Raw genomic sequence first — 18,508 nt, forward strand, 5'->3', positions numbered from 1 at the left:
ACGCAACGGCGTTCACATTCTTGACCTCAGCCAGACTGTTCCGCTTTTTGCGCGTGCGCTCGATTTTGTTTCGTCGACCGTGCAGGCAGGCGGCAAGGTTCTGTTCGTCGGTACCAAGCGCCAGGCGCAGGGTCCGATTGCCGATGCAGCGCGCGCTTCGGGCCAGCATTTCGTCAACCACCGCTGGCTGGGCGGCATGCTCACCAACTGGAAGACGGTTTCGAACTCGATCAAGAAGCTGAAGACGTTGGAAGAGCAGCTGTCGGGCGACACATCGGGCTTCACCAAGAAGGAAATCCTTCAGATGACCCGTGAGCGCGACAAGCTTGAGCTGTCGCTCGGTGGCATCCGCGACATGGGCGGTATTCCGGACGTGATGTTCGTGATCGACGCCAACAAAGAAGAACTCGCCATCAAGGAAGCCAATGTTCTGGGTATCCCGGTAATCGGTATTCTCGATTCGAACGTTTCGCCCGATGGCATCGCATTCCCGGTTCCGGCGAATGACGACGCTGCCCGCGCGATCCGTCTCTATTGCGAAGCTATTGCTGCAGCATCGAGCAAGGGCAACACGGGTGCTGCTGTAGCACGCGGTGAAGACCTTGGTGCAATGGTAGAGCCGCCGGTTGAAGCCGCGGTTGTCGAAGTTGCGGCTGAAGAAGCCCCCACCGCCGAAGCCAGCGAAGAAGCTGCCCCGGAAGCGTAACAAAAATATTGTCATTCCCGCGAAAGCGGGAATCCACGGCCTGACATTCCGGTTTCAACCGAGGCTTTAGGCCATGGATCCCCGATGATTTCGGGGATGACGTGTTTCTGGACCTAACTGGTCCTGCCAAACCAAAGTCGAAAGGACACGATAATGTCTGCAATTACCGCTGCTGCCGTCAAGGATCTGCGCGAACGTTCGGGCGCTGGCATGATGGATGCCAAAAAGGCGCTGGAAGAAACCAATGGCGATATGGAAGCCGCCGTCGATCTGCTGCGCGCCAAGGGTCTTGCCACTGCCGCGAAAAAATCGAGCCGTACGGCTGCCGAAGGTCTTGTCGGCGTTGCTGTCGATGGCACCAAAGGCACTGCAGTTGAAGTTAACAGCCAGACTGATTTCGTTGCCAAGAACGAACAGTTCCAGGATTTCGTCCGCAAGGTGACCGGCGTTGCGCTTGGTGTTGGTGCCAATGATGCCGAAACCATCCTTGCTGCGGCCTATCCTGATGGTGGTTCGGTTCAGGAAGTGCTGACCAACAACATCGCAACCATCGGTGAAAACCAGGTTATCCGCCGCGCTCGCACCATTTCGGTCAACAACGGTCGCGTCGTTTCCTACGTCCACAATGCCGCAACAGCTGGCATGGGCGGTATCGGCGTTCTCGTCGCGCTCGAAAGCGAAGCCGATGCAGCGACGCTCGACGGCCTCGGCAAGCAGCTGGCGATGCACATCGCAGCCGCTTTTCCGCTGGCGCTCGACGAAACCGGCCTCGACCAGGAAACGATGGACCGTGAAGCGGCGATTGCTCGTGAAAAGGCGGCTGAAAGCGGTAAGCCCGCCGAAATCGTCGAAAAGATGGTCGAAGGTGCGATGAAGAAGTTTGCGAAAGAAAACGCGCTTCTCTCACAGCTGTTCGTCATCGACAACAAGACGCCGATTTCGGAAGTCGTTGCCCAAGCTGGTAAGGCTGCTGGCAAGGACATCAAGCTGGTCGACTATGTCCGTTATCAGCTTGGTGAAGGCATCGAAAAGGAAGTCTCTGACTTCGCCGCTGAAGTGGCTGCAGCCGTCGGCGCGTAAAAATCGGGCTATCCTCTGCAGGGCAGGGGATAAGGCCTTGGCGATATGGCGCTCCGCTCTTATAGCAGGGCGCCATTATTGCATCTGCAGTTGGGGAAAGAGGATTTTATGGCCAATGGCCGTTATCGCCGTGTGCTTTTGAAACTGTCCGGCGAAGTGCTGATGGGCGACCAGCCGTTCGGGATCGACCCCGACACAGTCGCTCGCGTTGCTGCTGAAGTGAAGGCGGCAAAGGATACCGGGCTGGAACTGTGTCTGGTTATTGGTGGCGGCAATATCTTCCGCGGTATGGCTGGCGCAGCCAAGGGCATGGACCGGGCACAGGCCGATTATATGGGCATGCTCGCAACCGTTATGAATGCGTTGGCGATGCAGAATGCGCTTGAGCAGTTGGGCGTGCAGACCCGCGTGCAGTCGGCGATTGAGATGGACAAGGTGTGCGAGCCGGTAATCCGCAGGCGAGCCGAGCGGCATCTTGAAAAAGGCCGCATCGTGATCTTCGCGGCTGGCGTGGGTGCACCCTATTTCACAACAGATAGTGGTGCCGCACTGCGTGCCGCCGAGATGAAATGTGATGCGTTGCTTAAAGGTACTTCAGTCGACGGCGTCTATGATGCTGACCCTAAAAAGGTTGCGACAGCAAAGCGTTATGAAACATTGAGTTACGATCGTGTCCTTTCAGACAATCTGAAGGTGATGGACGCAAGCGCCGTGGCGTTATGCCGCGACAACTCAATCCCGATCGTGGTGTTTTCGATCCGCGAACAGGGCAATATTCTCAAGGTGCTCGATGGAAGTGGCACCTTCACCGTAGTCACTCAAGAAAAGGATTGAACCATGCCGCAATATGACAAGGCCGATGTCGAACGCCGCATGAAAGGTGCCGTTGAATCGCTGAAGGGCGATCTGTCGGGCCTGCGCACCGGGCGTGCCAATGTGACGCTGCTCGACCCGATTGTGGTTGAAGTGTACGGGTCTAATATGCCGCTCAACCAGGTCGCAACAGTTAGCGCTCCCGAACCGCGCATGCTTTCGGTGCAGGTATGGGATCGTTCGAACGTGACGCCGGTGGAAAAGGCGATCCGTTCGGCTGGACTGGGCCTCAATCCGATCACCGATGGCCAGACACTGCGGCTCCCAATCCCTGATTTGACCGAAGAACGCCGCAAGGAACTAGCCAAGCTGGCTGGCCAATATGCCGAAAAGGCCAAGATCGCTGTCCGCAATGTCCGCCGCGATGCCAATGATGCACTGAAGACCGATGAAAATAAAAAGGAAATCAGCGAAGACGACCGCAAGCGCCTGGAAACCGAAGTGCAGAAGATGACCGATGACACGATCAAGGCCATCGACGAGGCCGCGGTGCATAAAGAAAAGGAAATCATGAGCCAGTGATTGGCCTGCGCTCCTCAAAGGCGAGGGCGCTGAAACAGGCCGACCCCGAGAATGGCGGGAACGGCTCCCATGGCGCGGGCCATGTGGCTATCATCATGGATGGCAATGGACGCTGGGCGAAGAAGCGGCCCCTTCCGCGCGCGCTCGGCCACAAAAAGGGCGTCGAGGTCGTTCGCGAAATCGTCCGCCACGCTGCAACTACCGGGCTCGAAGCGCTGTCGCTCTATGCATTCTCCAGCGAGAATTGGAAACGGCCCGAAGATGAGGTCAATGACCTCATGGGGTTGCTGCGTGGCTTTATCAAATCGGATATCGACGAATTTGCGGCCAATGATGTGCGGCTCAAGATTATCGGCAATTACAAAGTTTTGGCTCCCGATATTGTAGACATGATCGACGATGCGCTGGCTCGCACCGCGCACAACAAACGGACCACGCTGGCTGTGGCACTGAACTATGGCTCGCAGGATGAGCTGGTCCGCGCGGCGCAATCAGCCTCGCATGAGGGTGCGATTACGGCTGAAGCGATTGAACGCCATCTCGACACTGCCGACATGCCGCCTTTGGATTTGCTTATCCGCACATCCGGCGAGCAGCGGCTTTCCAATTTCATGCTCTGGCAGGCCGCCTATGCTGAGCTGTGGTTCACCGAAACGTTGTGGCCTGACTTTACACCGGCGGAATTCGATGCGGCGCTGGCCGAATTCGGCACGCGCGAAAGGCGCTATGGCGGGCGATGAGTGGGGCTGCAGTGAAGAAGTCTGATCTCGGCGTTCGGACATTGTCTGCGGTCGTTATGGTCGCCGTCGCCGCGATTGTGTTCTGGCAGGGTGGATTGATGTTGCGCCTGTTCGTATTGGCCGCAGCCTTTTGGCTTATGGTCGAATGGTGGGGCATCGTTGCCAAACTGACCTCCAGCATCGCCGGCCGAGCGGTGTGGATGCTTGGCGGGTTCGCATATATCGGAAATGCTGCTTATCTGTTGCCGATGTTGGCCGATGAATACGCATATGGATCGGCGCCTGGCTTTGGCTTTCTGGAAACGACAGCAGCCTTGGTAATATTTGGCGTGATCGCCACGGACATCGGTGCCTATTTTGCAGGGCGCACAATCGGTGGCCCCAAAATTGCTCCCCGCATCAGCCCGTCAAAAACGTGGTCCGGCCTTGTTGGCGGCGCTTTGGCAGCGGGCTGCATGATGGCGTTGCTAGACTATATCCACATTGCCCAGCGTGAGCGTGTGTTTGGCGGTGAATGGCAGATCGATTGGCTGGGCAGCCTCAGCATCGGTGCTATCGTCGCAGTGGTCGCCCAAACCGGCGATTTTTTTGAAAGCTGGATGAAGCGCAAGGCGGGCGTTAAGGATTCCGGAAATGCCATACCTGGCCATGGTGGCTTGCTCGACCGCGTAGATGGGCACCTTGCTGTTCTCTTTTTCCTTGGCGGTGCAATAATGTTGGGCAAGCTGGCTTCATGAGCGAGCAGCCCACTCTTTCCATCTTCGGCGCAACCGGTTCTGTGGGCCTATCCACGCTCGACCTAGTTCGTCAGCATCGCGACAAATATCGCGTCGTTGCGCTCACAGCCAATGGCAATGCGGCAGAATTGGCCAAGTTGGCCACTGAGTTTGAACCCGAAATCGCCGTGGTCGCTGACGAAGCAGCCTATCCGACGTTGAAGGATGCGCTGGCTGGCACCATGATTAAGGCTGCTGCTGGTCCTTCCGCCCTTATCGAAGCTGCGCAAATGGGTGCGGACTGGACAATGGCGGCGATAGTCGGTTGCGCGGGCCTGCCGCCCACCATGGCCGCGATTGAGGCGGGGAAGACAGTTGCTCTTGCCAATAAGGAAGCGCTGGTGTCGGCTGGCGATCTGATGATGGCGGCCGTCGAACGATCAGGTGCGACCTTGCTGCCGGTCGATAGCGAGCATAATGCCATCTTCCAGTGTCTCGCCGGTGGTCGCATCGACCAGGTGCGCAAGATCACGCTCACCGCCAGCGGCGGGCCGTTTCGTACCTTCTCGCTCGATCAGATGCGCGCAGTCACGCCCGCTCAGGCCGTAGCCCACCCCAATTGGGATATGGGCGCGAAGATCAGCGTCGATAGCGCCACGATGTTCAACAAGGGCCTCGAACTGATCGAGGCGCATCATCTTTTCCCCGTCGGCCTCGACAAGCTGGATATTGTCGTTCACCCACAATCTGTGATCCATTCGATGGTCGAATATGTCGACCGGTCAACCCTCGCGCAGCTCGGTTCGCCAGACATGCGGATTCCGATCGCAAGCACGTTGGCTTGGCCGGAACGACTGGAAACCAACTGCGAACCGCTTGATCTTGCTCGCATCTCCAAGCTGGAATTCGAAGTGCCGGATATGGTACGCTTTCCTGCATTGCGACTGGCGCGAGCGGCGGCAGAGCAGGGTGATGCAGCACCTGCCATCCTGAATGCGGCCAATGAAGTAGCTGTCGCTGCTTTCTTAAAGGGGCAGATCGGCTTTCTCGACATTGCAAATGTCGTTTCGTCGACTCTTGACGGTTACTCGCCGAATGCGCCGCATTCGCTCGATCATTTGTTCAGCATTGATGCAGCCGCCCGCGCTTATGCAAAGGGCCTGATGGAAAAATTGCCACATGCAGCTTGAATCCCCGCACATTCTGGTCACCCTTTTTGCGTTCCTGCTTTTGCTTGGTACGCTCGTCGTTGTGCATGAACTCGGCCATTACTGGGTAGGTCGCTGGTTTGGCGTGAAGGCCGACAAATTCTCGATAGGCTTTGGCCCGCAAATCTGGGGCAGGGTGGATAAGCGCGGGACGCTCTGGCGCGTCGGTGCTTTGCCGTTGGGCGGTTATGTGCAATTTGCAGGTGACATGAATCCGGCAAGCCAGCCTGACGAAAATTGGGAGAGGCTGTCGGCGGCAGAGCGTAACCAAACCTTTCAGTCAAAGGCCTTGTGGAAGCGCGCATTGATAGTTTTTGCGGGGCCAGCGGTGAACTTCCTTTTGGCCATTGCCATCCTATCCGGCTTCCTGATCCACTATGGGCAGGCTGTGAACCCGCCGGTGGTGCAGAGCGTTGCCGAAGGCACGGCTGCCGAAAAAATGGGACTTCAACCCGGTGATCGCATCCTTGCGGTCAACGGCACTGCAGTCGACAGTTTTGGTAAGCTGGCTACCGAAATAGCGGTTCACCCCAATGAACGCATTCCCATCAGATATGAACGGGACGGCACCGTTCGCACCGAAATAGCCAAGATTGGCGTACTCGAAGAGATGGACCGCTTCGGCAACAAATATAGCCGCGGCATATTGGGCCTGCCCATTCCACGGGCCGAAATACGCGAAGTCAGTATATTGGAGGCGCCGTGGTTGGCGACCAAGGAAACCGCGAATATCGTACGTCTTACGATCAAAACCACGGGCCAGATCATTTCAGGGCGCCGCCCGATATCCGAATTGGGCGGGCCGTTGAAAATCGCCAAAGTTTCAGGTGAACAGTTTGTGCTGGGTATGGCAGCCTTCCTTTGGCTGACAGCAATGATCTCGATTAACTTGGGGTTCATCAACCTCTTGCCAATTCCAATGCTCGATGGCGGACATTTACTTCTTTACGGGATTGAGGCGGTGCGCCGTCGGCCAGCTACACCGGTTGTCCAGGAATGGGCATTTCGTGCCGGCTTTGCGGTTTTGGTCAGCTTCATGCTGATGGTGACGTTCAATGATCTCGCGTCGTTCGGGTTGTTCGGCAAATGAGGCGTGGATAGAATCTACAGATTGCTTGATTGAAACCGGCGCTTCGGGCAAGGGCGCAACAATTATTTTTCCGATAGCGGGGCCAGAGGAAGGTCGAGAATTTATGAGCAAAACTTCGGTTTCCGGCAAATGGATCGGCGCTTCTGTGCTGGCGGTGATGGTTTCGCTGTCGGCGGTACCGGTTGCCGCGCAAACAGGTGAAGCTTCAACGGTCGCCCCACAGGACAATGTGATCCGTTCGATCAGCGTTGTCGGCACGCAGCGCCTCGAAGCTGATACCGTCCGTTCCTACATCCGGCTTCGTGTCGGCCAGCAATGGACCCAGGCCGCAGGCGACCAGGCGCTGAAGGATCTGTATGCGACCGAATTGTTTGCCGATGTCAGCGTACGGAACAATGTGGGCGACATCACCATTGAAGTACGCGAAAACCCGGTAATTAACCGTATCATCCTTGAGGGCAATAAGCGCATCAAGAATGACAAGATCGAGCCTGAAATCAAACTCGCTCCCCGCCAGATTTATTCGCGATCTAAAGTCCGTGCCGACGTTGCACGCATCGTCGAACTGTACAAGCGTCAGGGTCGCTTTGCCGCGCAGGTTGAACCCAAGCTGGTTCAACTCGACCAGAACCGCGTCGATATTGTGTTTGAAATCACCGAGGGGCCGAAATCCAAGGTTCGCCAGATCAATATCATCGGCAATGACAAATTCTCCGATGGAAAGCTGCGTGGCGAGATGGTCACCAAGCAAGCGCGCCTGACCAGTATTTTCAGCTCGGGCACCAGCTATGATCCCGATCGCCTCGCGTTTGACCAGCAGAAGCTGCGCCAGTTTTATCTGACCGAGGGTTATGCAGACTTCCGCGTTGTGTCTGCGGTGGCCGAACTGACGCCCGACAAAAAAGACTTCATCATCACCTATGTGGTAGAAGAAGGCCAGCGTTACAAATTCGGAGATGTTAAGGTTGATAGCAAGATCCGGGACTTCAAATCGGACGCTTTGACTTCAACCTTACGGATGAAGAATGGCGACTGGTACAACGCAAAGCTGGTCGAAGATACGGTTGAAGGATTGCAGGAAAGCGCCGGGTTGTTCGGTTACGCTTTTGCCGACGTGAACCCACAGTTTAATCGCGACAAAGAAGCGCTCACGATGAGCATCACCTTCGATATTGCAGAGGCACAGCGTGTTTTCGTCGAGCGTATCGACATCAACGGCAATACCATCACGCAGGACAAGGTTATACGCCGCGAATTTCGCCTGAACGAAGGGGATGCTTTCAATAGCATTGGCGTAAAACGCACCACAGATCGCATTAAATCGCTGGGCTATTTCCAGGAAGATCTTGAGGTTGAACAGGCGGAAGGAAGCACTCCCGATCGCATCGTCCTGACAACCAATGTGGAAGAAAAAGCCACTGGTGAGCTCTCGCTATCGGCTGGTTTCTCGTCGATCGAGAATTTTATCTTCCAAGGTTCGATTACTCAGCGCAATTTCCGTGGCAAAGGTCAGGAACTGCGGACCAATATCTCCTATTCGAGCTATTCGAAATCCGCCGAAATCGGCTTTACCGAGCCCTATCTGTTTGACCGCTCGATAGCTCTTTCAGGTGACGTTTTCCGTCGAGACCTGAACAGCTTCAACTTCTTTAACAACAGTCGCAATACGACTTATGAGCAGGCAACCACGGGCTTCCAGCTGCGCACGGGCGTTCCGGTCAATGAGTTCCTCTATTTTCAGGCGCGCTATGGCTTAAGCCACGACGATATCTCGCTTGATCGCAATCTGTTCTTTACGGATCCGGATGGGACGGGCCCGTTGCCTGCAGCTTGCGACCCCGTGCTTGCCGGTCGTTTCCTGTGTGATGCCATCGGCAATCGTTTGACATCGACCTTGGGTTACACGCTGCTTTACGATACCCGTGACAATCGTATTCGTCCGACAAGCGGGCATAGTTTCAGCATAAGTCAGGATTTTGCGGGTCTTGGCGGTGATGTTCGCTATATCAGGACTCGACTGAATGCCGACAAGCACTTCAGAGTAACCGACAGCGGCTTCGTTCTGTCATTTTCAGCCGAGGGTGGATATATCCATCCGCTGGAAAATCGCGGCTCGGCTGCACAAGGTATCGATGATGTCCGGCTGACCGACCGTTTTTATCTTGGCGAACCGCAAATCCGCGGTTTCGACATTCGCGGTGTTGGTCCTCGAGTACAGCGCATCTTCTTTGACGGCGAGATCCAGAACGGTGTGGCGGTCAACGTTCCGCGGCTGGAACGCAAGCAAATCCAGGATGATGCCATTGGTGGCCGCGCCTATTATCTAGGCCGGGCAGAACTGCAGATTCCGCTCGGAAGCGGTGCAAAGGAACTCGGCCTAAGGCCGTCGATATTCATTGACGCCGGTGCTGTTTTCAACGTTACCACGCCACTCTTGCAGACTGTCCAGCAAAAATCGACCGCGACCACCACCACTCCCAGCCTGCCTCTATACTACAATGTGAATACGTCAGGGGCGACGCCAGTTTTGGAGACATCAACCGTGGCAACCAATGCTGATGGCTCTGCACGTGTCCCCGTATTGCAATTCGAAGAACGGTTTTTCGGTGACAGCTGGAAGCCGCGCGTATCGGTCGGTGTAGGCGTGAACTGGAACTCACCTTTTGGTCCGTTCAGAATCGATCTAGCGCGCGCGCTGCTAAAAGAGCCGGGCGACGATACCAAATTATTTACATTCAACGTAGGAACCCAATTCTGATGACAAAGTTTTCCAAGACCGCCTTTGCCGCTTTTCTGGCAGGCACTGCATTTTTTGCAGGTAGCGCGAGCGCCCAAGTCGCCGGCATTGCAACGCTCGATACGACCGATGCTATCATGCAGACCAAGGCATTTTCGCAGGCCTACCAGCAAATCGGTACGACTTATGCGAATAACAGTCAGATGATTCAGACGAAGCGCAAAGAGATTAATGACATCAATGCGCAGCTTGACACCAACAAAGACAAGAATCTGACGCAGGAAGAGCTGGATGCGGCAATTAAGGCGAAGAACCCGCTGCTGACACAGCTTGAGGCTAAAGAACGCGAAATAGCACAGCTTCAACAGCCAATTGTGACGGCGCAGGCCTTCGCCGTTGAAAGCATTGCTGATCGCTATGCGGCGGCACAGCAACAAGTTGTTACGCAAAAGAAAATCAACATGATCCTGTCGCCCGATGCATTCATCTGGGCTCCGGATGCTGTTGACGTGACCAAAGCTGTTACGGCAGCCATTGATGTCGCGCTTCCGACAGTCGCGATTACGCCGCCGGCAAACTGGCAGCCTAAACAGTCGACGGGCGCGCTTTATGAGCAGATTCAGCAGCGTCTGCTGACCGCCGCCCGCGTACAGGCGATCCGCAATGCGCAGGCTCAACAAGCGGCCCAGCAGGGCGCCGCACCGGCAACTCCGGCGGCGACCACACCTGCGGCACCCGCACAGCCCCAACCCGAAAGCCGCTAAATTCGATGAGCGACTTCACTAACTATGATGTCCGGCGCGTGATGGCGGTGCTTCCGCACCGCTATCCGATGCTGCTTGTCGATCGCGTCCAGGAACTGGTTGTGGATGAGCGGATCTCGGCCATCAAGGCGGTGACGATCAACGAAGGCTTTTTTCAGGGGCATTTTCCAGGTCGCCCGATCATGCCAGGTGTGCTGATTGTTGAAGAGCTGGCGCAAGCTGCCGGTGTTTTGGCTATGGAAAGCTTTGGGCTCGCCGGCTCAGGAAAGTTGGTTTATTTCATGGCAATCGACAATGCCAAGTTCCGCGCTCCCGTGGAACCGGGCTGCCTGCTGACCCTGAACGTCCAGTTCACGCAAAAGCGGCCACGCGTATGCAAATTTGCCGGGCAGGCGTTGATCGGCGATCAGGTCGCGGCGGAAGCCGAATTCATGGCGATGATCGCCGACCCACCGGCCTGACGCGACGGCTTCCAGAATGCTTGCATTTATATGATGGCGTCGCTAAGGGCGGCGCTTCGCAAATCCTGGCTCCGGTCGGAAACCGGGCCGCAAAGGAGAAATGTTATGAAAAACGATATCCATCCCGATTATCACATGATCAAGGTGCAGATGACCGACGGCACCGTCTTCGAAACCCGCTCCACCTGGGGCAAGGAAGGCGATACGCTGCAGCTCGACATCGATCCGACGTCGCACCCGGCATGGACAGGTGGTCGTGGCACCATGCTTGATTCGGGCGGTCGTGTTGCCCAGTTCAACAAGCGTTTCGGTGGGCTTACGCTCAAGAAATAAGCCTTTTGGCCAATGGATTTGAAAGGTGCCGGGTTGACGCCCGGCATCCTTTGCACATAAGGACGCGCCTGCCTTTCTTCAGGCGCTGTGGCGATCGTAGCTCAGTTGGTTAGAGCGCTGGTTTGTGGTACCAGAGGTCGCGGGTTCGGATCCCGTCGATCGCCCCATTTTTTCCTGACATTTATAGCTGACAAAGTGGCTGCGTAATATTATTGCGCAGCTTCGTAATTTCTCGCGACTCGTTAGGAAGCTGTCATGCCTGCGCTCTGGGACTTGCCCGATTTTGACGCTCATGAATCGGTCCATCTGTTCGATGACCCAAAAACCGGCTTGCGCGCGGTGATTGCAATTCATTCCACACATTTAGGGCCGGCAGCAGGTGGTACGCGTTTCTGGCATTATGCCGACCAACAGGCCGCACTGACCGACGCGTTGCGGCTATCGCGCGGAATGAGCTACAAAAACGCGATGGCGGGGCTGCCCGCAGGTGGCGGCAAAGCCGTCATCCTCGCCGATGCCAATCGCAGCAAGCCGCGCGAACTGCTCGATGCCTTTGCGCGTGCGGTCGACTCGCTTGGTGGTCGCTACATTACCGCTCAGGACGTTGGCATGTCGGAGGCAGATATGGTCACGTTGTCGCAGACAACGAAGCACGTTGCGGGCCTGCCGGGGCAGGGCGGTGATCCGGGTCCCTATACCGCGCGAGGTGTCTTTCTGGGCGTCAAAGCTGCGGCAAAACGCGCGCTTGGAAGCGAAGACGTTAAGGGCATGCACTTCACCATTCAGGGTGTCGGCAGCGTTGGTGGCGGCCTTGCGCGCTATCTGGCTGCGGAAGGCGCGAGGTTGACGCTGGCCGACGTGAATGCAGATCGTGCTGCGTCACTAGCCGCCGAACTTGGTGCCGAAACAGTTGCAACAGACGCTATCATGGCGGTTGAGGCAGATGTTTTCAGTCCTTGCGCACTGGGTGCAATCCTGACTGAGACGAGCGTGGCGAGCCTGAAGGTCAAGGCTGTCGCCGGGGGGGCCAACAACCAGCTGGCCACTGCGAAACAGGGCCGTCAGTTGGCTGACAGGGGAATAGTCTATGCCCCGGACTATGTGATTAATGCAGGGGGCATTATCAATGTGTTGCGCCACATTGATGATGCCGACGATGCGGCCATCAACGCACGCATCGATACCATTCCCGGTCGCCTGCACCAGATATGGGATGAAAGCGAAGCGAGCGGCGATACCCCTGCAGAGGTAGCAGATCGCATTGCGCAGGGCCTGATCGGGCGCTGATTTGCTGCTTAAATTGTGGCAAGGCCATAAACGCTTTACCGCATGTTACGCTCTTGTTACCCTCAGTATGCACGCTTTTTGGCGGATATTCATCTGCCAGCAAGGTTCGCCTGAACAGGCTTTTGACGCGTACAATATGAAGGAGAATAAGATGCGTGTCGCTTCCAAAAGGACGGGCGGTATCGTGCTGCTTGCAATGATGACCGTTCCGATTTCGGGCAGCCTTTATGCACAGCAGCCCAGCTATGACCCCATTATCGTCGAGGGCAGCTTGCCTGATCTCAGCACCATGGCCAAGGGGCCGGACATCAAAGGCGTGATTGTTGCGCGCACAGGCGAAAAACTCAAGGTCAAGACTGAGGACGGCAACAGCACGATTATTGCTATCACTGAAGCGACAAAAGTGAAGACCAGTTCGGGTCTTTTCGGCGGTCGCAGCAAATTGGGCAATGCTGCGTTGCTAAATGGATTGCCAGTGACCGTGAAAACTTTGCAATGGGAAGGCGGGCTGGTTGCCAGCCAAGTCAGTTTCCGCAAAGGCGATTTCAAAACCGCCAACATGATCCGTAACGGCACCGAACAGCAATTTGCCGAACAGACTGCGGCGACAGAGGCGCTGCGTGGTCGGATGGCCGATATCGACAAATATAACGTCAAGGGCGTGACCAACGTCTATTTCGACACTGGCAAGTCTCAGCTTTCTTCAAATGCCAAGGCTGATTTGTGCGCCGCAGCGTCTGAGGCTGAATCGACCGACAATGCATTATTGTTGGTCGTCGGTTATACCGACTCTGTTGGTAGTGAAGAATATAACCAGACGCTGAGCGAAAAGCGGGCCAGCAGCGTGATCAACTATCTGCAACAGCATTGCCGTTGGAAACCCTATCGCATGCTAACGCCCACGGGTATGTCCGAAGCCGATCCGGCTGCGGACAATGACACCCCCGAAGGCAAGGCGCAGAACCGCCGTGTTGCCGTAAATATCCTCGTCAGCAAGAGCGTCGACGGGTTCTAACTATTGCGGGGCGGGCTCCGGCTCGCCCCGGCATGGCAAAATGACCGTGAGCATGCGGGGCAATTTGCGCCAAATCAATTGGCGTCCCCTTCAAGCGGTGCTAGAGGCGCGGGCGAGTCATATTATATGCATCGCTTTGCAAATCCCGCCCGCTTTCTCGGCATTGCCAAACCGCTGACGCCATTGCTTCTATGGCCCGGCATATTGCTTGTAATGGGTGCCTGCTGGTGGGGGCTCACACAGGTTCCCGCCGAACGCCTTCAGGGTGAAACCGTCAAAATCCTGTTCGTCCATGTTCCCGCCGCTTGGCTGGGGATGGGAGGCTGGACTGGGATAGCGATCGCCAGCATAGTGCAACTGGTGTGGCGGCATCCGCTCGCCGGGGTTTCGGCCAGGGCGATTGCTGTGCCGGGGGCGGTGTTTGCTGCACTTTGCCTGATTACCGGTTCTATCTGGGGGCGCCCGGCCTGGGGTGCCTGGTGGGTGTGGGACGGTCGGTTGACCTCCATGCTGATCCTGTTCTTTCTCTATCTCGGCTATATCGCGCTCGCTAACGCATCGAGCGAGAAGGGCAGCGTCAGCCGCACGGCTGCCGTTTTTGGCATCATCGGCGCGGTCAACATTCCGATCATCAACCGTTCGGTGGTGTGGTGGGAAAGCCAGCACCAGAAGGCGAGTATCACGCTGGGCGGTTCGTCAATCGACGCCGCCTATCTATGGCCATTGTTCGCCAGCGCGTTGGGCTTCACCTTGATTTTCGGCGGAGTAGTATTGATGCGGATGCGTGCGCAGCTTGCCGAAATCCGCATTGAGGCGCGCATGCGCAGAATGGCCGAGGACTGACGCGATGAACCACACACCCTTCATTATTGCCGCTTTCCTTGTCACCGCAATCGGCACATTGGCGCTGGTTGCGCGCAGTTGGATTGCAATGCGCAAATCCGAAGCACTCGCCGACGATCTGAAGAGCCGGAAATGAAACCCAAGCATCAACGTCTTGTCTTGGCTGTTGTCGCTTTGGTTGCCCTGATTGGTGCAGCGTTGCTCGCGGCTTCGGCATTGCGCGACGAGGCCAGCTATTTCTACACGCCTGCCACTTTGGCCAAGGCCGACGTTGAGCCGGGCAAGGCGATCCGTCTCGGCGGGATGGTGCAGCGCGGGTCCATCAAGCGCGATGCGGACGGCTTGACTGTGCGCTTTGTCGTTCAGGATCGCGATGCGACTCAGCCTGTTATGTACAAAGGCATTACACCCGACCTTTTTGTTGAAGGGTCGGGGGTAGTTGCCGATGGCCGGATGGACAAAAGCGGCATTTTTATTGCTGAAAGCCTGTTGGCGAAGCATGATGAAAATTATGTGCCGCGCGAGTTGAAGGACATTGATATGTCCGCTGCAGAGCACAGCAAGGATACACTCGCGGAATGATCGCTGAATTCGGACTTGCAGCGCTCTGGCTGGCGGCGGCGTTTGCACTGTTGCAGGCCTTTGCCGGTATTGGCCACTGGCGTGGTTTCTCGCCTGCGTTGGCTTCGCTGACCCGCCCTGTAGCGGTGGTGCAGGGATTGCTTTGCCTGATCGCCTTTGGCTGCCTGATCTGGCTTTTTGCTGTCACTGACCTTTCCGTTTTGCTGGTCGCGTCGAATAGCCACATCGATAAGCCCATGATTTTCAAGCTGGCTGGAAGCTGGGGCAATCATGAAGGGTCAATGCTCCTCTGGGTGACAGTGCTGTCGTTGGCCGGCGCGGCGATCGCGCTGTTTGAAAAACGGCTCGACCAGCAGACTTTGGGTGCAGCGCTTTTTGCACAGTCCCTGCCCGCCCTGGGTTTCTTTCCCTCCCTGTTGTTTTCATCGAATCCGTTGGGGCGGCTGGCCCCAGCGCCTCCGGCGGGGGCGGGGCTGAACCCGCTACTCCAGGATATAGGTCTCGCCTTCCATCCGCCGACGCTTTACATCGGTTATGTCGGGCTTTCGGTGGCTTTTTCCTTTGCTGTGGCAGCACTACTAACCGGCAAGGTCGGGCCGACTTTCGCTCGCGCCATGCGGCCGTGGGTTCTGCTCGCTTGGATTTTCCTGACCATCGGGATCACTGCGGGAAGCTATTGGGCCTATTATGAGTTGGGCTGGGGCGGCTGGTGGTTTTGGGACCCGGTCGAAAATGCCTCACTCATGCCCTGGCTCGCGGCAACGGCTTTGTTGCACTCGGTAGCCGTATTGGCGACACGCGACGCATTGCGGGCTTGGACGATCATGTTGGCACTGGTCGCGTTTGCGATGGCGATGGCTGGGACTTTCCTTGTCCGTTCCGGTATCCTCACCAGCGTGCATGCCTTTGCGGTCGATCCGGAACGCGGGGCGTTCATCCTTGGCTTGCTGGCAATCTATGTTGGCGGTGCCTTCGCCTTGTTTGGCCTGCGCATCGGCGTAGTGCGAGAGGGCAAAACCTTTGCTTTGCTGAGCCGCGAAGGCGCGATTGTCGGTAATAATATTTTCCTGTCGGTTATCCTCGCCATCGTGCTGGTTGGCACTTTATGGCCGCTCGCAGCCGAAGCGATGGGAGACAAGATCTCGGTTGGTCCACCTTATTTCAACCGCACCACCGTGCCGATTGGTTTATTGCTGATGCTTTTGCTGATTGTGGGCCCATTATTGCGCTGGCGCGGTGATCTGCTCGTGCAGCACAAGGCTTTGTGGATCCCAGCAGGGATTTTCATCTTGTTGTTCGCCGTGCTGATGGTGACGCAGGCTCAGGCTGGTGTTTGGCCTATCCTGGCATTGTCGCTCGCCGTTGCGACTGCGCTCGGTTCGATCTTGCCGCTGCTCGGGCGCAATCTCTTGCGCACCCCATTGTCTGTCTGGGGTATGGCACTGGCCCATTTCGGTTTTGCCGTCAGCGTCGCCGGAATGGCTGCAGAGTCTGGCTGGAAGAGCGAGAAACTTGCGGCAATGCGTATCGGTGAGACTGCGGTTGTATCCGGTTGGGAGGTCAAGCTCGCCGATGTCCGTCCGGTGGTTGGCGACAATTGGGTGGCGCTAGAGGGACAGATGCAGGTTCGCCGAGGTGGTGACGCTGCCGAAATGCGGCCGCAATCACGCCAGTTTTCTAACCCTAAGCAGCAAACCAGCGAGGCGGCTTTGCTGACCCGATGGGACGGACAGCTCTACACCGTTATTGCCGCTCCTGCGGAAGGCGACGTGTCTGATCGCTGGCAGGTTCGTCTATGGTGGAAGCCGTTTGTGACATTAATCTGGTATGGCGGCCTGTTGATCGCATTCGGCGGAGCGCTTGCCCTGATCGGACGGATTGGCCTGTTCCGCCGCAAGCGTTCGCGCGGCAACCCGTGGAGCGGCGCATGAGAAGGAACTGGCTGATCTGGGCGCCGTTGGCGCTGTTCGCCTTTCTTGGCGGTATATTCCTTTACGGCCTTGTTGAACCGAAAGACGAATATGTCCGGTCGAAACTGGTCGGCCAGCCATTGCCCGAATTTTCGCTGCCTGCGGCAACAGTGGGGGTGCAGGGGCTTTCGAGCAAAGACTTTGCCGATGGTAAGCCGCGCATGCTCAATATTTTCGCCAGTTGGTGTCTGCCATGCAAGGCAGAGGCGCCGTTCCTTGAGCAGATCAAGGAGGCCGGAGTTGAAATCCATGCTATCGCGATCAAGGACAAGCCTGAAGACGTAGCCGGATTTCTGGCTGAACATGGCAACCCATTTGTTCGCATTGGTGCCGATATGGACATGCTGATCCAGCTAAAGCTTGGCTCATCGGGCGTGCCGGAAACCTATCTGATCGATGGCAAAGGGCGCATCATTCACCAGCATATCGGGGACATCCGAGCCGAACATGTCGCGCCGTTGCTCGAAAAGCTTAGGGAAGCGCAATGATGCGCATTCTTCTCGCCTTTGCGCTTGCAGTTTCGTCATTGCCGTTGTTCGCGCAGGACGGAGCGCCGCCGCCGCTTGCCAACCAGCAGTTAGCCGATCCGGTGCAGGAGGCGCGTGCACTTGAGTTAATGCAGCGGCTGCGCTGTATCCAGTGCCAGGGCCAGTCCATCCATGACAGCGACGCGCCGATTGCGGCAGCCATGCGCCATGAGGTGCGCGAACGGATCAAGGCCGGTCAGAGCGAGGCCGAGATCGAAAGCTGGCTGATAGAGCGTTATGGCGACTGGATCAGCTTTGCCCCACCTGCCAGTGGAAGCGGCTTGGTGCTTTGGCTATTACCGGTGTTGTTACTGGGTAGTGCAGCACTGGTCGCGCGCGGTCGTTTCAGCAAGGACAGAAAATGAGCGGCTGGATAGTAATGACCGGGATGGGGCTTGCGTCTGCACTGGCCGTCCTTGCCTTTGTTCAGGGGCGCCGACAATTGTGGCAGCCTGTTATGGCAACTGTTATCCTCGCAATGGCAGGATATGCATGGCAGGGACGCCCTGAATTGCCGTCGGCTCCAGCCCAGCCAATTGCTGCGGAACAGGGTGCTGCCGAGGCGTTGCTCAAGATGCGCAGCGATATGGACCAAAATTATGGTGTCGCAAAAATGTGGCTGGTTACGGCCGATGGCTTTGCCCGGGACGGAAGCTACGCGGCTGCTTCAGGCTATATCCAGGCTGGGTTGCGCGAGCATCCGGAAAATGCCGATTTATGGTCAGCTCTCGGTTTGGTGCTTATGCTGGCGGCCGACGGTGAACTGACGCCGCCCGCAAAGCTTGCCTTTGACAAGGCCCGCCAGTTGGCTCCGAACCTGCCAGCACCTGACTATTTTGAAGGATTGGCAGCCCTGTTTGACCGCAAACCAGATGTGACAATCGCCAAGTGGAAACAGCTTCTAGAGCGTGCGACTCCCAACGCCAAATGGCGTCCAGCCGTTGAGTCGCAACTTTCTGGGCTTGAGTCGCTGCTTGCAGGTGCGCCGCAAGCACCTGCTTCCAAAAAATAGATATGTATAACAGATATTTATATCTTTCGAATTTACAACGAT

21 protein-coding genes and 1 tRNA gene are annotated in these 18,508 nt (G+C 56.7%); all 22 read left to right on the forward strand.

From position 1 onward, the window contains the following. Window positions 1-706, forward strand: a 706-nt coding sequence (rpsB, locus tag Q0239_RS11885; RefSeq protein ID WP_298603084.1) for a 30S ribosomal protein S2, incomplete at its 5' end; no start/stop codon positions are given. Window positions 707-859: 153 nt separating this feature from the next. Continuing rightward, on the forward strand, window positions 860-1,786 hold the full coding sequence (gene tsf, locus Q0239_RS11890) for a translation elongation factor Ts (RefSeq protein WP_298603087.1): 927 nt from the start codon (window positions 860-862) through the stop codon (window positions 1,784-1,786). A gap of 108 nt (window positions 1,787-1,894) precedes the next feature. After that, window positions 1,895-2,620 carry a UMP kinase gene (pyrH, locus tag Q0239_RS11895; protein ID WP_298603090.1) on the forward strand — a complete coding sequence of 242 codons (726 nt, stop codon included), beginning with the start codon at window positions 1,895-1,897 and terminating at the stop codon, window positions 2,618-2,620. A gap of 3 nt (window positions 2,621-2,623) precedes the next feature. After that, on the forward strand, window positions 2,624-3,181 hold the full coding sequence (gene frr, locus Q0239_RS11900; protein WP_115548660.1) for a ribosome recycling factor: 558 nt from the start codon (window positions 2,624-2,626) through the stop codon (window positions 3,179-3,181). Between the two features lie 29 nt (window positions 3,182-3,210). Beyond that, entirely contained in the window at window positions 3,211-3,921 is a 711-nt protein-coding gene (uppS, locus tag Q0239_RS11905) for a polyprenyl diphosphate synthase (RefSeq protein ID WP_298603177.1), read from the forward strand. After that, on the forward strand, window positions 3,918-4,658 hold the full coding sequence (locus tag Q0239_RS11910; protein ID WP_298603094.1) for a phosphatidate cytidylyltransferase: 741 nt from the start codon (window positions 3,918-3,920) through the stop codon (window positions 4,656-4,658). Before uppS ends, Q0239_RS11910 begins: the two co-directional genes overlap by 4 nt. Further along, complete coding sequence (locus tag Q0239_RS11915) at window positions 4,655-5,827, forward strand: 1-deoxy-D-xylulose-5-phosphate reductoisomerase (protein WP_298603097.1); 1,173 nt, start codon at window positions 4,655-4,657, stop codon at window positions 5,825-5,827. Before Q0239_RS11910 ends, Q0239_RS11915 begins: the two co-directional genes overlap by 4 nt. Beyond that, a complete protein-coding gene (locus Q0239_RS11920; protein ID WP_298603100.1) occupies window positions 5,817-6,935 on the forward strand; it encodes an RIP metalloprotease in 1,119 nt (372 codons plus the stop codon). Before Q0239_RS11915 ends, Q0239_RS11920 begins: the two co-directional genes overlap by 11 nt. Window positions 6,936-7,038: 103 nt before the next feature. Beyond that, a complete protein-coding gene (gene bamA / locus Q0239_RS11925; RefSeq protein WP_298603103.1) occupies window positions 7,039-9,693 on the forward strand; it encodes an outer membrane protein assembly factor BamA in 2,655 nt (884 codons plus the stop codon). Beyond that, on the forward strand, window positions 9,693-10,436 hold the full coding sequence (locus Q0239_RS11930; RefSeq protein WP_298603107.1) for an OmpH family outer membrane protein: 744 nt from the start codon (window positions 9,693-9,695) through the stop codon (window positions 10,434-10,436). Before bamA ends, Q0239_RS11930 begins: the two co-directional genes overlap by 1 nt. A 5-nt stretch (window positions 10,437-10,441) precedes the next feature. Then, window positions 10,442-10,897 carry a 3-hydroxyacyl-ACP dehydratase FabZ gene (gene fabZ, locus Q0239_RS11935; RefSeq protein WP_298603110.1) on the forward strand — a complete coding sequence of 152 codons (456 nt, stop codon included), beginning with the start codon at window positions 10,442-10,444 and terminating at the stop codon, window positions 10,895-10,897. Between the two features lie 105 nt (window positions 10,898-11,002). Beyond that, on the forward strand, window positions 11,003-11,230 hold the full coding sequence (gene rpmE, locus Q0239_RS11940) for a 50S ribosomal protein L31 (protein WP_298603113.1): 228 nt from the start codon (window positions 11,003-11,005) through the stop codon (window positions 11,228-11,230). Window positions 11,231-11,320: 90 nt separating this feature from the next. Further along, a tRNA-His gene (locus Q0239_RS11945) sits at window positions 11,321-11,397 on the forward strand. An 88-nt stretch (window positions 11,398-11,485) separates the two neighbouring features. Then, window positions 11,486-12,517: a Glu/Leu/Phe/Val dehydrogenase dimerization domain-containing protein gene (locus Q0239_RS11950; RefSeq protein WP_298603116.1), complete on the forward strand. Its 1,032-nt coding sequence runs from the start codon at window positions 11,486-11,488 to the stop codon at window positions 12,515-12,517. Window positions 12,518-12,668: 151 nt separating this feature from the next. Continuing rightward, a complete protein-coding gene (locus Q0239_RS11955) occupies window positions 12,669-13,532 on the forward strand; it encodes an OmpA family protein (RefSeq protein WP_298603118.1) in 864 nt (287 codons plus the stop codon). 126 nt (window positions 13,533-13,658) lie between these two features. Next, complete coding sequence (ccmC, locus tag Q0239_RS11960; protein WP_298603119.1) at window positions 13,659-14,375, forward strand: heme ABC transporter permease CcmC; 717 nt, start codon at window positions 13,659-13,661, stop codon at window positions 14,373-14,375. A gap of 4 nt (window positions 14,376-14,379) precedes the next feature. Continuing rightward, window positions 14,380-14,511 carry a hypothetical protein gene (locus tag Q0239_RS11965; RefSeq protein WP_298603122.1) on the forward strand — a complete coding sequence of 44 codons (132 nt, stop codon included), beginning with the start codon at window positions 14,380-14,382 and terminating at the stop codon, window positions 14,509-14,511. Next, the gene (ccmE, locus tag Q0239_RS11970) at window positions 14,508-14,957 is read left to right on the forward strand and encodes a cytochrome c maturation protein CcmE (protein ID WP_298603125.1); all 450 of its coding nucleotides are present in this window, start codon (window positions 14,508-14,510) and stop codon (window positions 14,955-14,957) included. The genes Q0239_RS11965 and ccmE overlap by 4 nt, the downstream gene beginning before the upstream one ends. Next, entirely contained in the window at window positions 14,954-16,888 is a 1,935-nt protein-coding gene (locus Q0239_RS11975; protein ID WP_298603128.1) for a heme lyase CcmF/NrfE family subunit, read from the forward strand. Before ccmE ends, Q0239_RS11975 begins: the two co-directional genes overlap by 4 nt. Further along, window positions 16,885-17,415 carry a redoxin family protein gene (locus tag Q0239_RS11980; RefSeq protein ID WP_298603130.1) on the forward strand — a complete coding sequence of 177 codons (531 nt, stop codon included), beginning with the start codon at window positions 16,885-16,887 and terminating at the stop codon, window positions 17,413-17,415. Before Q0239_RS11975 ends, Q0239_RS11980 begins: the two co-directional genes overlap by 4 nt. Then, window positions 17,412-17,819: a cytochrome c-type biogenesis protein gene (locus Q0239_RS11985; RefSeq protein ID WP_298603133.1), complete on the forward strand. Its 408-nt coding sequence runs from the start codon at window positions 17,412-17,414 to the stop codon at window positions 17,817-17,819. The genes Q0239_RS11980 and Q0239_RS11985 overlap by 4 nt, the downstream gene beginning before the upstream one ends. Further along, window positions 17,816-18,466, forward strand: coding sequence for a cytochrome c biogenesis factor (locus Q0239_RS11990; RefSeq protein ID WP_298603136.1), 651 nt, complete (start codon window positions 17,816-17,818; stop codon window positions 18,464-18,466). Before Q0239_RS11985 ends, Q0239_RS11990 begins: the two co-directional genes overlap by 4 nt. The last annotated feature ends 42 nt before the right edge of the window (window positions 18,467-18,508 follow it).

It is taken from the genome of uncultured Sphingorhabdus sp. (assembly GCF_937872355.1).
In the GTDB taxonomy this organism is placed as follows: Bacteria; Pseudomonadota; Alphaproteobacteria; order Sphingomonadales; family Sphingomonadaceae; genus Sphingorhabdus_B.

What these genes read in the sequence shown, in the direction of transcription:
- tsf (WP_298603087.1), top strand. Translation starts at nt 860, where the DNA reads ATGTCTGCAATTACCGCTGCTGCCGTCAAGGATCTGCGCGAACGTTCG.
- pyrH (WP_298603090.1), top strand. Translation starts at nt 1,895, where the DNA reads ATGGCCAATGGCCGTTATCGCCGTGTGCTTTTGAAACTGTCCGGCGAA.
- frr (WP_115548660.1), top strand. Translation starts at nt 2,624, where the DNA reads ATGCCGCAATATGACAAGGCCGATGTCGAACGCCGCATGAAAGGTGCC.
- Q0239_RS11910 (WP_298603094.1), top strand. Translation starts at nt 3,918, where the DNA reads ATGAGTGGGGCTGCAGTGAAGAAGTCTGATCTCGGCGTTCGGACATTG.
- Q0239_RS11915 (WP_298603097.1), top strand. Translation starts at nt 4,655, where the DNA reads ATGAGCGAGCAGCCCACTCTTTCCATCTTCGGCGCAACCGGTTCTGTG.
- Q0239_RS11920 (WP_298603100.1), top strand. Translation starts at nt 5,817, where the DNA reads ATGCAGCTTGAATCCCCGCACATTCTGGTCACCCTTTTTGCGTTCCTG.
- bamA (WP_298603103.1), top strand. Translation starts at nt 7,039, where the DNA reads ATGAGCAAAACTTCGGTTTCCGGCAAATGGATCGGCGCTTCTGTGCTG.
- Q0239_RS11930 (WP_298603107.1), top strand. Translation starts at nt 9,693, where the DNA reads ATGACAAAGTTTTCCAAGACCGCCTTTGCCGCTTTTCTGGCAGGCACT.
- fabZ (WP_298603110.1), top strand. Translation starts at nt 10,442, where the DNA reads ATGAGCGACTTCACTAACTATGATGTCCGGCGCGTGATGGCGGTGCTT.
- rpmE (WP_298603113.1), top strand. Translation starts at nt 11,003, where the DNA reads ATGAAAAACGATATCCATCCCGATTATCACATGATCAAGGTGCAGATG.
- Q0239_RS11950 (WP_298603116.1), top strand. Translation starts at nt 11,486, where the DNA reads ATGCCTGCGCTCTGGGACTTGCCCGATTTTGACGCTCATGAATCGGTC.
- Q0239_RS11955 (WP_298603118.1), top strand. Translation starts at nt 12,669, where the DNA reads ATGCGTGTCGCTTCCAAAAGGACGGGCGGTATCGTGCTGCTTGCAATG.
- ccmC (WP_298603119.1), top strand. Translation starts at nt 13,659, where the DNA reads ATGCATCGCTTTGCAAATCCCGCCCGCTTTCTCGGCATTGCCAAACCG.
- Q0239_RS11965 (WP_298603122.1), top strand. Translation starts at nt 14,380, where the DNA reads ATGAACCACACACCCTTCATTATTGCCGCTTTCCTTGTCACCGCAATC.
- ccmE (WP_298603125.1), top strand. Translation starts at nt 14,508, where the DNA reads ATGAAACCCAAGCATCAACGTCTTGTCTTGGCTGTTGTCGCTTTGGTT.
- Q0239_RS11975 (WP_298603128.1), top strand. Translation starts at nt 14,954, where the DNA reads ATGATCGCTGAATTCGGACTTGCAGCGCTCTGGCTGGCGGCGGCGTTT.
- Q0239_RS11980 (WP_298603130.1), top strand. Translation starts at nt 16,885, where the DNA reads ATGAGAAGGAACTGGCTGATCTGGGCGCCGTTGGCGCTGTTCGCCTTT.
- Q0239_RS11985 (WP_298603133.1), top strand. Translation starts at nt 17,412, where the DNA reads ATGATGCGCATTCTTCTCGCCTTTGCGCTTGCAGTTTCGTCATTGCCG.
- Q0239_RS11990 (WP_298603136.1), top strand. Translation starts at nt 17,816, where the DNA reads ATGAGCGGCTGGATAGTAATGACCGGGATGGGGCTTGCGTCTGCACTG.